Source organism: Salinigranum salinum (assembly GCF_009176545.1).
Classification (GTDB): Archaea; Halobacteriota; Halobacteria; order Halobacteriales; family Haloferacaceae; genus Salinigranum; species Salinigranum salinum.
The window spans coordinates 729,059-742,971 of sequence record NZ_VTOJ01000002.1; the positions used below are offsets into that span (position 1 = coordinate 729,059).

Here is a 13,913-nt window from a genome sequence, read left to right on the forward strand (position 1 = left end):
ACGCGGACGCAGCAGGGTGTGGCGGTGCGGCGGCGTGGCGTGAGCCATCAGCGCCCTCCCGGGCGGGCGGCGACGCGTGTCGCCGTCTCGTTCCGAGCGGTGTTCGACAGCCGTGGCGTTCGGTGGAGTCGCATACCTCTATCGTATCGTTCTCCGTCAAATAACTTGGGCTGTGTGCACGGCCGGATCCGGGTCGGTCTACGCCAGCGCGCCCGCGTCGATGGGGAGCGCCGTCCCCGTGACGTACCGGGCCTGATCGCTCGTGAGCCAGAGGACGGCGTTGGTGACGTCCGCGGGGTCGATCCGCTCGCCGGGGTCGAGGAGGTTGTACGTCCCCTGGTAGTCGACACCCTCGGCCAGGAAGTTCTCGTCCTCATCGCGGCGGTCGTCGACTGCCTCGGTGCGGACGCCGATGGGACTGACGGCGTTGACCCTGACACCCGCGCCCGCGAGCTCCTGCGCGAGCGTCCGCGTGAGCGAGACGACGCCGAACTTCGAGGCGCTGTACGCGCCCAGCCCGGGGATGGTCGTGTGGCCGAACATCGACGCCGTGTTGACGATCGAGCCGCCGCCGTCCCGGTCGAGCATGTGTGCGCCGACGTGTTTCGCGCAGAGCCAGGTGCCCTTCAGGTTGACCGACTGGACGGCGTCCCACGTCTCCTCGTCGAGCTCGGTGAGCCGACCCATCCGGTCGATCCCGGCGTTGTTGACCAGCACGTCGACGCGGCCGAACGCCGCCAGCACGTCGTCGACGGCGTCGACCACCGCACGCTCGTCGGTCACGTCGCACTCGACACCGAGCGCCCGGACGCCGAGCGCCTCGAGTTCGTCGATGATCTCCTCGAGGCGGTCCGCACGGACGTCGAAGAGCGCCACGTCCGCGCCGGCCGCCGCGTACGCGCGAGCGTGGCTCCGCCCGAGCCCCCGTGCGCCGCCCGTCACGAGCACTACGCTGTCGCCGAAGTCGTACTCGACCATGGGGTTCGTCTCCCCCGGGTTCACTTAGCGTTTGGCCTCGCGGAGCGACCGCCGTGCCGGCCTCACGCCGTCAGAAACTCCGTGACCAGTTCGACGAACGCCTCGGGGCGCTCGACCTGCGAGCAGTGGGCACAGCCGTCGAACACCTCGAAGCGGGCGTCGTCGCTCCCGCGAGCGACGGCCTCGTACACCGACCGCATCGTCTCGACCGACTTGAGTCGGTCCTCGACCCCGGCGACGACCAGCGTCGGCGTCGCGATGTTCTCGTAGTCGTTCACGCGGCGGAAGGTGCGGTCCAGCTCGAACGGCGCGTCGAAGCGGATGGCCGCGGTGGCCTGCCACTGACCCGGAACCCGACTCGCGGCCACGCGACGGTCGAGGTAGGCGTCGTCCCACCACTGCTCGTGGTAGAGGAGATCGAGGACGTCCGTCATGGCCTCGGGCGAGCCGTCGAACTCTCGGAGCACGTCACCGAACGCCTCGGGCGGTCCGCCCCCGCCGCTGACGGAGACCGCGCGCTCGATCGGCCACTCCAGGGGCGGGTCCTCCGAGAGGACACTGAGGACGTCGCCGCCGCCGAGCGAGTTGCCGATCACGTGGGTGGAGTCGACACACAGCGTGTCGAGGAAGTCACCGACGTGCGAGACGCGCAGGTCGAACTGGTCCTCGAAGCTGAACAGCTTCTCCGTGTGACCGTAGCCGATCATGTCGGGCGCGAGGACGTGGAACTCCTCGGCGAGCGGGCCGACGACGGGACCCCAGCTGAACGCGGCCGAGGCACCGAACTCACCCGAGTGCAGGAGGAGCACCGTCTCGTCGTGCTCCCGGCCGGCTTCGAGGTAGTGGGTGCGGACGCCGTCGACGTCGAGGTAGCTTTCGGAGTAGGGCTCGTCTGCTGGCATACCTGGGTTCGCCCGGTGGTTCGATCAGCGGGTACATAAGTCACGGTGTCGACGGGACGACCGCGGGTGGACCGGTCTTCTCGCGCTGAAGAGACGACCGCTCTTCAGGCGAAAAGTTGGGCAAGATTTAATTGAGTGACTCGTGACGCTAACATAGCGATGGATTTCGGCATCTTCCATAACGGGAGTACCAACGTCCCGATGAAACGGGCGGAGAACGGTATCGTGATCCCGGACGCGACGGTCGAGGAGATTCACGCGAGCAACCAGCAGGTCCTGAAAGACCAGATCCGCCACGGGGTGCTGGCGGACGAACTCGGGCTCGACCGCGCGTTCTTCACCGAACACCACTTCGAGCTCACGGGCGCGGAGTTCAGCGCGAACCCGCTGCAGGCGCAGATGGCGGTGGCCGCCCAGACCGACCAGATCAAGCTCTGCCAGATGGGGAACATCCTGCCGTGGCACGACCCGGTCCGGCTGGCCGAGCAGACCGCCGCGCTCGACGTCTACAGCGACGGTCGGGCCGAGATCGGGCTGGGACGGGGCTACCAGCCGCGCGAGGCGGAGGTGCTCGGCGCGATGTACTGGGGCGGCACCTGTATGGACGACGAGAAGAACCGCCGCGTCTTCGAGGAGAAGTACGACATCCTGATCAAGGCCTGGACGGAGGACTTCCTCGGCTACAACGGCCAGTTCCACCACATCCCGCCGGTGTACACCAAACACCACCACACCCAGGACCACGCGTACCTCACGGACGAGGCCAGCGAGTACGACGTCGACGACGTCATGGACTGGGACGAGGAGGGCGACATGTACTCGAAAGGATCGTCGCGGATCCTGCTGTCGACGAACAGTACGGTCGAGAAAGTGCCGGTGTTCCCCCAGCCCGTCCAGGAGCCGTATCCGCAGCTGTGGATGCCCGTCGTCTCGCCCCGGTCGGTGTCGTGGGCCGCGTCGAACGGCGTCAACGGCGTCATCACGCTCGGACCCAAATCGCGCCTCGAACCCGTCGTGAACACGTACTACGAGGCCGCCGAGGAGGCCGGCTGGCCGGACCGCCGCCCCGAGTACGACGGCGAGCCGTTCGCGTACGGCTGGGACGAAGAGCGCCAGCGCGGGCTCGGCTTCTACCGGCTGATCTTCAACACCGACGTCGCCGACGAGGAGACGTTCGAGCGGTTCAAGCTCGGCGCGGAGGCCGTCTGGGACCACCTCGCAGCGTCGTACAGCGCGGAGCTCCTGTTGAACCTCTCGGACGACGAGGTCGAGACGCTCCGTTCGCGGCAGGACCTCGACGAGGACCAGCACGTCCGCGCGGACTTCGAGATGCTCGAGAAGAAGTCGATCGCGATCACGGGCACGAGCGAGGAGATCGCCGACGAGATCGCGGCGATCAAGGAGGACGTCGGCTTCACCGACCTCAACCTCGTCGGCTACTTCGAGGCCGCGGGCATGACCGGCGAGGAGGCCGACACCCAGCTCAGAGCGTTCGCCGAAGAGGTGAAGCCGTACCTCGAAGAGGAGTTCCCCGGCGCATGAGCGGACGACCGGGAGCGACGAGAGCGACGAGAACGACGGGAAGCGGTCGACCGAAATCACTGACCGTGAGGGTGTACTGAGTGCGCTTCAGCGCGAGTCTCGCCAACGACCACACGCCCGCGGAGATCGTCGAGGCAGCGACGTACCTCGACGGCGACCGGACGTACGAGAACCTCTTCGTCGGCGACGAGCGGCTCCAGCGGAACACGTACGCGCTGCTGTCGCTGGCGGCGGCCAACACCGATCGCATCGGGCTCGGGACGGGCGTGACGAACCCCTACACGCGCCACCCGGCGATGACCGCGGCCGCCGTCGCGACGGTCGACGAACTCTCCGGCGGTCGCGCGAAACTGGGCCTCGGCGCGGGGTCGCCGATCGTGCTCGACCCGCTGTCGTACGACCAGTCCGACCCGCTCGGGACGCTCCGCGACGCGGTGAAGGTGATCCGGCCGCTGCTGCGCGGCGAGCGGGCGACGCTCGACCGCGACGAGTTCGGCATCGACGACGCCGCCATCGACTGTGCGACCGACCGCGACGTCCCGATCTACGTCGCCGGGCGTGGCCCGAGCATCCTCGGGCTGGGCGGCTACCGCGGCGACGGCGTCTTCGCCGGCGCGGGCTGTGCGTCGGTCGACGGGATGGCGTACGCCCGCGAGAAGATCCGGCGGGGGGCCGAGAAGGCGGGCCGAGACCTCGACGACGTCGACGTGGTCTGCTGGGCGTTCTGCTCCGTCGCCGACGACCGCGAGGCGGCCCTCGATGGGGTCACCCCGCTGGTGGCGAAGATCGTCGAGAAGGCACCTCTCAAGGCGCTGGAGGCGATCGGTCTCGACCCCGACGCCGCCCGGCGCGTCAAGGAGCTCGACGACGTGTCGACGCTCTCGACGACGGCGCTCACCGAACACGTCCCGCGCCCGGTCGTCGAACAGTTCGCCGTCGCCGGCACGCCGGCCGACTGTACCGCACACCTCCAGCGCCTCGCCGACAGCGGCGTCGACCACGTCGGCCTCCTCGCGTTCGACAACGACGAGCGCCCGGCGCTGGGGAGCCTGAAAGCGGTCTCGGAGTCGGTCGTTCCCGACCTCGACTGCGACGGCGACGCCTGAACTGAACTGAGCTGAATCGGCGCTGAACCGTCTTCTTCGATCCCGGCGACCTATCGACGCTACTCGGTCGTCGCGACCATCACCAGCTCGATCGTCGCGCCAGCGGGGAGGGCGCGGACCTCGACCACGTCGCGGGCGGGTGGCGGTCCCTCGAAGTATTCGGCGTACGCCTCGTCCATCGCCGCGAACTCGTCGACGTCTGTGAAGTACGCCGTCGTCTTCACGACGTTCTCGAACCCCGTCCCGGCGGCCGTGAGGATGCTCTCGAGGTTCTCCATGATCTGATGGGTGCGCGCGGCGACGCTCCCCTCGACGAGTTCCCCGTCGGGCGTGACGTGGACCTGTCCGGCGGTGAAGACGAAGCCGTTGGCCTCGACGGCGTGCGAGTACGCTTCCTCCTCGGGCGGTGCTGCGTCCGACGAAACTGCGCGTTGCATACACACCGAGACTCGCCCGTCGTTTGATAAACGTTTGGGTCCGTTCGGTCGCTCTCTCGTCGTCCGTCCACCGAAGCCGACGAGAGCGGTCGTTCGTCCACCAACGATTGCATCGAGGTGTAGGTTTTAGTGGTGGTAGTGTGAGTGAACTCCATGGTAGACAGACCCGACGGTGCGTTCCTCGACACGGGGATCGCATCGTTCATGAACACGGAGACGGTCGATCCGTACGCCGACCCGCTCGAGGACGTCGACGTCGGGATCGTCGGCTTCCCGTTCGACAGCACCTGTATCAGTCGGTCTGGGACGAACGTGGGCCCCCGAGCGATCCGCGACGCGAGCGCACAGACCCGCACGTACCACTTCGAGTACGACACCGACCTCGCCGACCACTACCGCGTGGCCGACTGCGGCGACGTCCCGACGGTGCCGGGCGACTCGGAGACGAGCCTCGCGAACGGGACGGAACTGCTCTCGATGCTCGTGGAGACTGGGACGATGCCCGTCCTCCTCGGCGGCGACCACAGCGTGACGGTCGCCGGCATCCGCGCGCTGGCCGAACACGCCGACGACCCCGGACTAGTGCTCGTCGACACCCACTTCGACACGGCCGACGACGTCGCCGGCCAGCGGTACAACCACTGCTGTCCGATCGCCCGCGCGGTCGACGAGGCCGGCGTCGATCCCGAGAACGTGAGCATCATCGGGGTCACGGCCCCCACGAACCCGCGGTTCGAGATGGAGACGGCTATCGACCAGGGGATGAACCTCTACACGCTCGACGAGGTCATCACGCGGGGTGCGCCGACGGTCGCCCGCGAGGCCGCCGACGCCGCGAGCGCGGGGACCGACGCGCTGTACCTCACGCTCGACATCGACGTGCTCGACGCGGGCGCGGCCCCGGGGACGGGCGTCCCCACCAACGGTGGGATGCTCGCCCGGGAGTTCCTCCAGGTGATCGGCGAGGTCGCCGCCCACGGCATCGACGCCCTCGACGTGGTCGAGGTGTCGCCGGGGATCGACCCCGCCGGGGTCACCGCACGGATGGCGACGCGGGCGGTGGTCGACGCGCTGGCCGCCAACGCGGTCGGCGAGTCGCACGCGCCAGGGACGGGGACGGCGGCGACCGCCAACTGCCGGCGGTCGAGGGAGTGAGCCGCGTGACCGAACTCCCGCCGAACGTGAGCGCCCCCGGCCGCGAACAGCTCCGAGAACTGGCCGACGACCTCCACCTCGATCTGAGCGACGAGGAGCTCGACGACTACCTCGAACTCGCACGCGGGTCGATGGGGGTCTACGAGCGGCTCGACGAGCTCCAGCCGCCGAGCCGCGAGCGCCGACACGGGAGCCGCGATCCCGGCTACCGGCCCGGTCCCGACGAGGACCCGCTGAACGCCCACCTCAGACTGTGCCGCGTCGAGGGTGCCGACGACGGCCCGCTGGCAGGGTACGACGTCGGCGTCAAGGACAACGTCGCCGTCGCGGGCGTCGAGATGACGTGCGCCTCGAAGGTGCTCGAGGGGTACGTGCCTTCGCACGACGCCATCGCCGTCGAGCGGGTGCTCGACGCGGGTGCGACGATCACCTCGAAGAACAACCTCGACGAGATGGCAGTGTCTGGTAGCGGCGAGATGTCCGCCTTCGGTCCCGTGCGCAACCCACACGACCCGGACTACCTCGCCGGAGGGTCGTCGGGGGGAAGCGCCGTCGCCATCGTCACGGGCGACGTCGACGTCGCCCTCGGCACCGATCAGGCGGGCTCGCTGCGGCTGCCAGCCGCGATGTGCGGCTGCGTCGGCTTCAAGCCGACCCACGGGCTGGTGCCGTACACCGGTGCGGTCCAGCAGGGGCACTCGTGGGACCACGTCGGCCCCATGGCCGCGTCGGTCGAAGACGCCGCACGCGTGCTCGAAGTGATCGCGGGACCCGACCCGCTCGATCCTCGATGCGGGACCGCCGAACCGGACGCGTACACGGCCGCGGCGGACGGGGCGGCGGGAGCCGAGGATCTCACCGTCGGCGTGCTCGCCGAGGGGTTCGGCTCGGGCCACGAGGACCCCGGCGTCGAAGAGGCGTGCGAGGCCGCCCTCGACGACCTCGCCGACGCGGGGGCGACGCTGACCGAGGTCTCCGCGCCGCTCCACGAGGACGGCACCGTCGTCGGCCTCGGCGTCCAGGTGGAGGACGCCGCCGCGATGTGGCAGTCCGAGGGCGTCGGCCACTTCGTCGGCGGCGGGTACGACGAGTCGTTCCGCGCGGCGTTCGCGGCGGCCCGGCGGAGCCGCGCCGACGACTTCGCGCCGACGGTGAAGAACATCATGCTGACCGGGGCGTTCATGCGCGACCACCACCACGGTCGCTACCACGCGCGGGCGCAGAACCTCGTGCGCCGGCTCGCGGCCGACTACGCCGACGCGTTCGAGACGGTCGACGTGCTGGCGATGCCGACGACGCCGCTGACGGCGTTCGAGCTGGTCGAGGAGCTCTCGCGCGTCGAGATCGTCCGCCGGTCGCAGGGGAAGGCGGGGCGCACCCGGAACACGATGCCGTTCAACATGACGGGCCACCCCGCCATCTCCGTGCCCTGTGGTACCGCCGAGGGGCTGCCGGTCGGGCTGATGTTCGTCGCCCCACACCACGAGGAAACGCGGCTGGTTCGCGCGGGGACGGCGCTGGAGGCCGTCGCCGGCTACGAGGCCGCCGTGGAGGAGGTGGCCTGATGGCACCGCGCCCACCCACCGAGGACGACATCCGCGACCTGGGCGACCAGCTCCACCTCGACCTCTCGCCCGCGGAGGTGGCCGACTTCACCGAACTGGTGACCGACGGGCTCGCGTCGTACGAGACGGTGCGGGAACTCGGCCGGGTGAGCCGACCGACGACGACGCGCGAGCGCGGTCCGGGCCACCGCGTCCGCGAGGGCGATCCGCTGAACGCGTGGATCACGGCCTGTACGGTCCAGGGAGCCGACGACGGCCCGCTGGCTGGCTGGGACGTAGCGGTGAAGGACAACGTCGCGGTCGCGGGCGTCGAGATGACCTGCGGCTCGCAGGTCGTCGAGGGGTACGTCCCGAACCACGACGCGACGGTCGTCGACCGGCTCTTAGACGCCGGGGCGACCGTGATCGGCAAGACGAACATGGACGACATGGCCTTCACCGGCAACGGCCACTCCTCGGCGTTCGGGCCGACGCTCAATCCGCACGACCCGGCGTACCTGTCCGGCGGGTCCTCCGGAGGGAGTGCCATCGCGGTCGCCACGGGTGAGGCCGACGTCGCGGTCGGAGCGGACCAGGGTGGGTCGATCCGCGTGCCGGCCGCGTGGTGCGGCGTCGTCGGGCACAAGCCGACCCACGGGCTGGTGCCGTACACGGGCATCGTCGGCATCGAGAACACCATCGACCACGTCGGTCCACTGGCTCCGGACGTCGAGACGGCCGCGAAGACTCTCGGCGTGATGGCCGGGAAAGACCCCGACGACCCCCGACAGCCGGAGACGGTGCCGGTGGCCGACTACGCGGACGAGCTCACGGGCGACCCCACCGACCTCGCCGTCGCCGTGCTGGAGGAGGGATTCACGCGGCCCGAGGCCGACGACGACGTGAACGACGCCGTGCGCGGGACGCTCGACGCGCTGGCGGACGCGGGGGCGACCGTCGACGAGGTGGCGTTCCCGTGGCACGACGACGCGGTCGACGTCTACTCCGTGGCGCTCGCGGAGGCGACGTACGCCGCGATGACCGGCGAGGGGCTCGGCCACAACTGGAAGGGGTGGTACAACACCCAGTGGGCCGACGCGTTCGGGAAGTTCCGGCGCGAACAGGGCGGCGACCTCCCGCCGAGCGTCAAGTACACGCTCCTCCTGGGGGCGTACACGAGCGAGGCGTACCACTCGACGTACTACGCGGAGGCGATGAACCTCCGGACGGAGCTCACGGCGGCGTACGACGACCTCCTCGCGGAGTACGACCTGCTCGCGATGCCGACGACGCCGCAGCTCCCCCACGAGTGGGTGCCGGATCAGGACCGGTTCGCGTTCCTCGACGACGCCTGGGGGAGCCTCGCCAACTGCTCACCGTTCAACGCGACGGGGCACCCCGCGCTGTCGGTGCCCGCCGGCACGGTCGACGGACTGCCCGTCGGCGTCATGTTCGTCGGTGCGGCGTTCGACGACGCGACGGTGCTCGACGCGGGGCGGGCCGTCGAGACGCTGACGGACGACTGAGCCATCGAACGACGGAGAGGTTCGTACACGGACTCACCGACAGACCGACCCTCGACCCGCTCGGTCGGCACGGACGGCCGCTCTCGACACGGGTCCGGCGACCGCTCTCGACACGGGTCCGGCGACTGCTCCCGACACGGGTCTGGCGACTGTTCCCGACACGAACCGAACTGCCATGTCACCGACCACCACACTTATCGAGTCGGAGCGTCTCCACCCTCGCATGGAGCCGTTGTTCGCACCCTGGCGGATGGCCTGGGTGTCGCAGACGGACGAACAGCCGACGGTGAACGACTGCGTGTTCTGCGAGGTCCCGGCGGCACGGGAGGACCGGGAGAACCGCGTTCTGCTCCGGGGCGAGCGGGCCTACGTCCTCCTCAACCGCTCGCCGTACATGACGGGGCACGTGATGATCCTCCCGTACGAACACACGGAGGAGTACCAGTCGCTCCCCGACGAGACGGTCCGCGAGGTGAGCCACCTCCAGCAGCGGTCGCTCCGGGCGCTCGAGGCGGCGCTGTCGCCAGACGGCTTCAACGTCGGAATGAACCTCGGGACGGCCGGCGGGGCCTCCGTCGCCGACCACCTCCACGTCCACGTCGTGCCGCGGTGGGACGACGACGTGAGCTTCATGCAGATGACGGGGGAGACGAGCGTCATCGTGGAGGCGCTCGACGAGACGTACGAGCGGCTCCGGACGGCGTTCGCGGACCTCGACGGTGTCAGGGAACGGACGCCGGAGGCGGCGCTCGAAGTCGACGCGAGCGCCTGACCACACCCGGAGTGGACGAAGAGCAGGGGCCGAGTCCTCGCCAGCGCCGAACCCGACCGCACCCCGTCGTACCGTCCTGTCCGTTACTCCAGCACCTCGAGTCGGACCTCGCTCCCGTCGGTGAGTTCCAGCGAGGTTCGGAGCTTCGTCGGGGCGATGACCTCCAGCAGGTCCGGGTCGTGGTGGGTCCGGTCCGGGACGAGGACGTGCGCGGGACCCTCCGTCAGGCCGTCCGCCTCGACGACGACCGGGTAACACGTCGCCGACCCGTACGTCCGTTCGTCGTCCGACCAGGCGTCGATGGCGACGGCGGTGGCCGTCGCGAGTCGATCACGCTCGCGGGCACTCCGTTCGTCGAGTCTGACGTTGAGCGTCCCGGGGTACGGTACGTATCCGAGCCGTTCCTCGAACTGCTCGACGTAGCCGGGGAGCGAGATGTAGTGCTGGCCCTCACCCATCCCGTCTTCCACCACGCCCTCGAACGCGAGACCGGACCGCTCGCCGAAGAGTCGCCGGTACTGGTCGTACTCGCGTGCGAGGAGGCGACGACCGCTGGCGGTGACGTGGACGTGCTGGTCCGTCCCGCCGGCGGCGCGAGCAACGTAGTCGCGGTCGGCGAGGTCACGGAGGTGGGCGCGGGCGGTCGCCGTCGAGAGGTCGAGTCTGTCGCCCAGTTCAGTGGCCGACACGGCGGTGTGGCCGTCGAACCCGGCGACGAGTGCGAGCTGTTTCAGCGTCGCGAGGCGTTCGGCGTCGATATCTGTCGAGTGTGTGGTTGTCACGGTCATCTGTCTGATGGGGCGGGCTGTCGCCACGCTACTCACACGGGTCGCTCGCTTTCGGTGGTCGCTTCGATAGTCGTCGACCGAACACATAAATCTACCCCGAGCGAGACGGACGGGCGGTGCGTCTCGGAACGGACCTCGCGTGAGAAGTGGACGAACGGCGAGTCACCCGTCCGATTCAGACAGGAGTTTGAGTTCGATCTCGTTGGTCGCGGCGAGGATCTGGTCCGGGATCTCCGAGCGGTAGCGCTCGCCACGGAGCCGTTTCGCGGGAGCGGTGACGCTGATCGCGCCGACGACCGCGCCGGCGTGGTGGACCGGTGCACCCACGGATCGGAGGCCGCGCGTGGTCTCCTCGTCGTTGTACGCGACCCCCTCGTCGCGGACGCGGTCGAGCTCGGCGAACAGCTCGTCGAGGTCGGTGATCGTCCGTTCCGTCTGTGCCGGGAGCCCGTGGCGGTCGACGATCTCCCGGACACGTTCCTCGGGGAGGTGGGCCAGAATCGCCTTGCCCGCCGCGAGGTGGTGCATGTGGCTCCGCTCGCCGAGCCAGGTTCCGACGGTGAGTGCGCGGTCGCCGGCAGCCTTGTTCAGATCGACCACCCGTCCGTGTTCCTCGACGGTGAACCACGCCATCTCCGTGGTCTCCTCGGCCAGCCAGTCGAGCGTCGGCTGGACGAGCCGCGACGCCGGACTCCGGTTCTTCGCGTACATCCCGTGTCCGAGAAAGCGGAGTCCGAGGTCGTAGACGCCGTCGTGTTCGACCAGATACTCCCGGGCCTCGAGCGTAGCCAGGTAGTCGTGTGCCGTGCTCGTCGCCAGTGACAGTTCGTCGGCCAGCTCCGCCGTCGTCGCACCCTCGAGCCGCCGGACCGTTTCGATTACTTCGAAAGTCCTGTCGGCCGTCTTTACCCGCCGTTTCGGCCCGTCTACGGTCGGCATGTTCGCAGATTTTCGTACTCCTACTTAACAGTTGTTCTCGTTCGGCCCTGACAACGGTGTTTGTTTCACGCTCGTGGTTCGGAATGATAGAATCGATCGATCGTGATGACCGCAGCGCCGACGACCGGGGGCGAAGACACCCGGATCACGAGGTCGGCTTCGATCAGACGGGGACCACCCCAGCCGATCGACCCGTGTCGAGAACCCCTCGTTCCGCCCCACAGCCACCGCGTCCGGGGGATTGCCGGGCGGTTCGGCATGGCTTCGAAATCCACGTCGAATGGGAACGATGCACACGGTCGATTCGGAGAACTCGAAATCCGTCGTGCCTCCGCACTCGACCCGTCGGAGGACGAGAAGGCATTACAGGTGTACAGCTGTAACACGGTGTCCGGACGAGCAGTCCGAACCCGGACACGTCGACTGCCGCGAAGACGGGCAACCGTCGTCGTATAAATAGTATCACTTGGACGTTTTCTCAGCGAGGACGGCCGCGATCGGACGGACTCGTCGACGACGAATTCGACGACGGAGCGACGCTCGTCCCTGACTCGTTCGGCGTGATCCGGACGGATCAGTGGGACGAAACCGGACGTCGGCCAGGTGTCGTCGTCGGCCGTTCTATCGGGAGAAGGTCACGCTAACCCGACGCGAGGAGAGAGACGGCTCGAGGCTCAGAATAGACGGTCCAACGCGTTCTCGACGTCTCGAGCCTGGGTACTGGATCGGTTTCGTACACGCTCACCGGAGAGGTCGATCGGGCACGGACCCGCTCGACGACCGCCGTCGGTCGCCGGACGTCGACGCCCAGAAACGGTGAGACGGTCGACGAGCGAGTACAGGTGCGGTCCGCCGACCTGAAGGGCTCGACTCGGGTGAGCTGACCGTCAAATTTATCCAGATACATATAATCAATTCGTCACAGGAACTGGTCTGTCACGAACCGCGTAGTCGTACGCGTTCGCGTCCGTCTTCTCGCTCGGCGAGACAGTCCGGACGGGCCACGAATAAGGTAATGCAGTGACACGACGTCGTTCCGGACGAGATGAGCACGGTCGATCGAACACCGACGACGGGAGAGGCGGGGACACCGGTTCCCGAACCGAACACCGACACGAACGTCGAGGTGCCGGTCGTCCATCCGGCGCGCGCCTACGTCGGGAAACAGTTCACGAATCGAGTCGCGTACGCCAGGCTCCGTGCCGAACTCGCCACGGCTCGGCCGGAGTTCGAACTGGTCGCCGAACGGTCCGGCTCTGTCGCCGAGTCCTGGGCTCGCCACGGCCGCACCCTGCTGGACGCGGCAGAGGCGAAGCTACGGATGGGCGCGATCGGGGAGGCCTGGCGACACCTCCACACGGCGAGACGGCTCGAACTGTACGGGCTGGAAAAGCTCGACGACGCACGCGGCGCGGACGGTGACAGGAGACGTCGGTCCGAACTCCAACTCCGTGCCGCCGTGGTCCGCGAGGAGGCGCTCGACGCACTCGGTGGGTGGCGGCGGCGGGCCGTCGTCGACCTCCTCTGCGACGGGGACGAGAAGCTCAGGCCCGATCTCGGTGCCGCGGAGATCGAAGCGGCGATGGCGATCCTCCACGAGCAGTACGAGAACGTCCACATGGCCCGGACCGAACGACAGCACCAGTTCAATCAGCTCGTCCTGATGGGCGCGTTCTCCGGGCTGGTGTTGCTCGTCCTCACGTTCCTCGACTGGTGGTGGGATCCCGTCCCTACGACTCGGCTCACCGGGCGGCTGGCAGCGTTTCTCGTGACGCCGTTCGGGGCGGGCGACGTCGACACCACCGCTCCGGGACTCGCGATCTACATGACCGTCGCCGGGGTGATGGGCGCGTCGCTGTTCGGCATCCGATCGCTCCGGAACCGCTCGCTCTCGACGAAGGTCCCACAGCAGGTCAACCTCATCACCGTCACCAGCGCCCGCGGCGTGATCGGGGCGGTGTCGGCGCTGTTGTTCTACTTCGTCCTCCAGACGTCGCTGCTGGACGGCGGCGTGGTACTGGCCGAAGGCGCGATCACCGCGCCGATGATGGTCGTCGTGGGGTTCGCCGCCGGCTACACCGAACGACTGGCTCCGAGCGTGGTCGCGAAGATCTCGTCGATCACCGAGGCCGGCGGTGCGGCCGACCCGGACGCCCGCCCGAACGAGAAGCGGGGTGTCTGAACGAGGACGAACGTCGCGGACGAGATCACCGAACGTCTACCA

Annotated in this window: 12 protein-coding genes; 7 read left to right on the forward strand and 5 right to left on the reverse strand. The window is 68.7% G+C overall.

Annotated elements, in window-relative coordinates:
- Positions 1-198 precede the first annotated feature (198 nt).
- The gene (locus FZP69_RS15235; RefSeq protein ID WP_152042243.1) at positions 199-978 is read right to left on the reverse strand and encodes an SDR family NAD(P)-dependent oxidoreductase; all 780 of its coding nucleotides are present in this window, start codon (positions 976-978) and stop codon (positions 199-201) included.
- A 62-nt stretch (positions 979-1,040) separates the two neighbouring features.
- Positions 1,041-1,880, reverse strand: a complete 840-nt coding sequence (locus FZP69_RS15240; protein WP_152042244.1) for an alpha/beta fold hydrolase — start codon at positions 1,878-1,880, stop codon at positions 1,041-1,043.
- A 159-nt stretch (positions 1,881-2,039) separates the two neighbouring features.
- Here FZP69_RS15240 and FZP69_RS15245 point away from each other — a divergent pair, with 159 nt between their 5' ends.
- On the forward strand, positions 2,040-3,422 hold the full coding sequence (locus FZP69_RS15245; protein ID WP_152042245.1) for an LLM class flavin-dependent oxidoreductase: 1,383 nt from the start codon (positions 2,040-2,042) through the stop codon (positions 3,420-3,422).
- Positions 3,423-3,502: 80 nt separating this feature from the next.
- Positions 3,503-4,528, forward strand: coding sequence for an LLM class flavin-dependent oxidoreductase (locus FZP69_RS15250; RefSeq protein ID WP_152042246.1), 1,026 nt, complete (start codon positions 3,503-3,505; stop codon positions 4,526-4,528).
- 59 nt (positions 4,529-4,587) lie between these two features.
- On the opposite strand, the gene FZP69_RS15255 is transcribed toward FZP69_RS15250, so the two are convergent.
- A complete protein-coding gene (locus FZP69_RS15255; protein WP_152042247.1) occupies positions 4,588-4,965 on the reverse strand; it encodes a Rid family detoxifying hydrolase in 378 nt (125 codons plus the stop codon).
- 153 nt (positions 4,966-5,118) lie between these two features.
- Here FZP69_RS15255 and FZP69_RS15260 point away from each other — a divergent pair, with 153 nt between their 5' ends.
- The 4 genes from FZP69_RS15260 to FZP69_RS15275 all read left to right on the forward strand — a co-directional run bounded on the left by FZP69_RS15260 (position 5,119) and on the right by FZP69_RS15275 (position 9,962).
- Positions 5,119-6,120 carry an agmatinase family protein gene (locus FZP69_RS15260; RefSeq protein ID WP_152042248.1) on the forward strand — a complete coding sequence of 334 codons (1,002 nt, stop codon included), beginning with the start codon at positions 5,119-5,121 and terminating at the stop codon, positions 6,118-6,120.
- Positions 6,121-6,125: 5 nt separating this feature from the next.
- On the forward strand, positions 6,126-7,685 hold the full coding sequence (locus FZP69_RS15265) for an amidase family protein (protein ID WP_240137649.1): 1,560 nt from the start codon (positions 6,126-6,128) through the stop codon (positions 7,683-7,685).
- Positions 7,685-9,190, forward strand: a complete 1,506-nt coding sequence (locus FZP69_RS15270) for an amidase (RefSeq protein WP_152042249.1) — start codon at positions 7,685-7,687, stop codon at positions 9,188-9,190. Before FZP69_RS15265 ends, FZP69_RS15270 begins: the two co-directional genes overlap by 1 nt.
- Before the next feature lie 223 nt (positions 9,191-9,413).
- Positions 9,414-9,962 (forward strand): HIT family protein, encoded by a 549-nt coding sequence (locus FZP69_RS15275; RefSeq protein ID WP_152042250.1) that lies wholly within the window; start codon positions 9,414-9,416, stop codon positions 9,960-9,962.
- 83 nt (positions 9,963-10,045) lie between these two features.
- Here FZP69_RS15275 and FZP69_RS15280 read toward each other — a convergent pair whose 3' ends face one another.
- Together FZP69_RS15280 and FZP69_RS15285 are read right to left on the reverse strand one after the other, a co-directional pair.
- Positions 10,046-10,750: a DUF120 domain-containing protein gene (locus FZP69_RS15280; protein WP_152043405.1), complete on the reverse strand. Its 705-nt coding sequence runs from the start codon at positions 10,748-10,750 to the stop codon at positions 10,046-10,048.
- Positions 10,751-10,912: 162 nt separating this feature from the next.
- Positions 10,913-11,689 (reverse strand): IclR family transcriptional regulator, encoded by a 777-nt coding sequence (locus FZP69_RS15285; RefSeq protein WP_152042251.1) that lies wholly within the window; start codon positions 11,687-11,689, stop codon positions 10,913-10,915.
- A 1,045-nt stretch (positions 11,690-12,734) separates the two neighbouring features.
- Between FZP69_RS15285 and FZP69_RS15290 the strand changes: the two genes are divergently transcribed.
- Complete coding sequence (locus tag FZP69_RS15290) at positions 12,735-13,871, forward strand: hypothetical protein (RefSeq protein WP_152042252.1); 1,137 nt, start codon at positions 12,735-12,737, stop codon at positions 13,869-13,871.
- Positions 13,872-13,913 lie beyond the last annotated feature (42 nt).

Bases quoted from the DNA above. Each gene is read 5' to 3' on its own strand.
- FZP69_RS15285 (WP_152042251.1), bottom strand. From the start codon at position 11,689: ATGCCGACCGTAGACGGGCCGAAACGGCGGGTAAAGACGGCCGACAGG.
- FZP69_RS15275 (WP_152042250.1), top strand. From the start codon at position 9,414: ATGGAGCCGTTGTTCGCACCCTGGCGGATGGCCTGGGTGTCGCAGACG.
- FZP69_RS15280 (WP_152043405.1), bottom strand. From the start codon at position 10,750: ATGACCGTGACAACCACACACTCGACAGATATCGACGCCGAACGCCTC.
- FZP69_RS15270 (WP_152042249.1), top strand. From the start codon at position 7,685: ATGGCACCGCGCCCACCCACCGAGGACGACATCCGCGACCTGGGCGAC.
- FZP69_RS15255 (WP_152042247.1), bottom strand. From the start codon at position 4,965: ATGCAACGCGCAGTTTCGTCGGACGCAGCACCGCCCGAGGAGGAAGCG.
- FZP69_RS15235 (WP_152042243.1), bottom strand. From the start codon at position 978: ATGGTCGAGTACGACTTCGGCGACAGCGTAGTGCTCGTGACGGGCGGC.
- FZP69_RS15260 (WP_152042248.1), top strand. From the start codon at position 5,119: ATGGTAGACAGACCCGACGGTGCGTTCCTCGACACGGGGATCGCATCG.
- FZP69_RS15240 (WP_152042244.1), bottom strand. From the start codon at position 1,880: ATGCCAGCAGACGAGCCCTACTCCGAAAGCTACCTCGACGTCGACGGC.
- FZP69_RS15245 (WP_152042245.1), top strand. From the start codon at position 2,040: ATGGATTTCGGCATCTTCCATAACGGGAGTACCAACGTCCCGATGAAA.
- FZP69_RS15290 (WP_152042252.1), top strand. From the start codon at position 12,735: ATGAGCACGGTCGATCGAACACCGACGACGGGAGAGGCGGGGACACCG.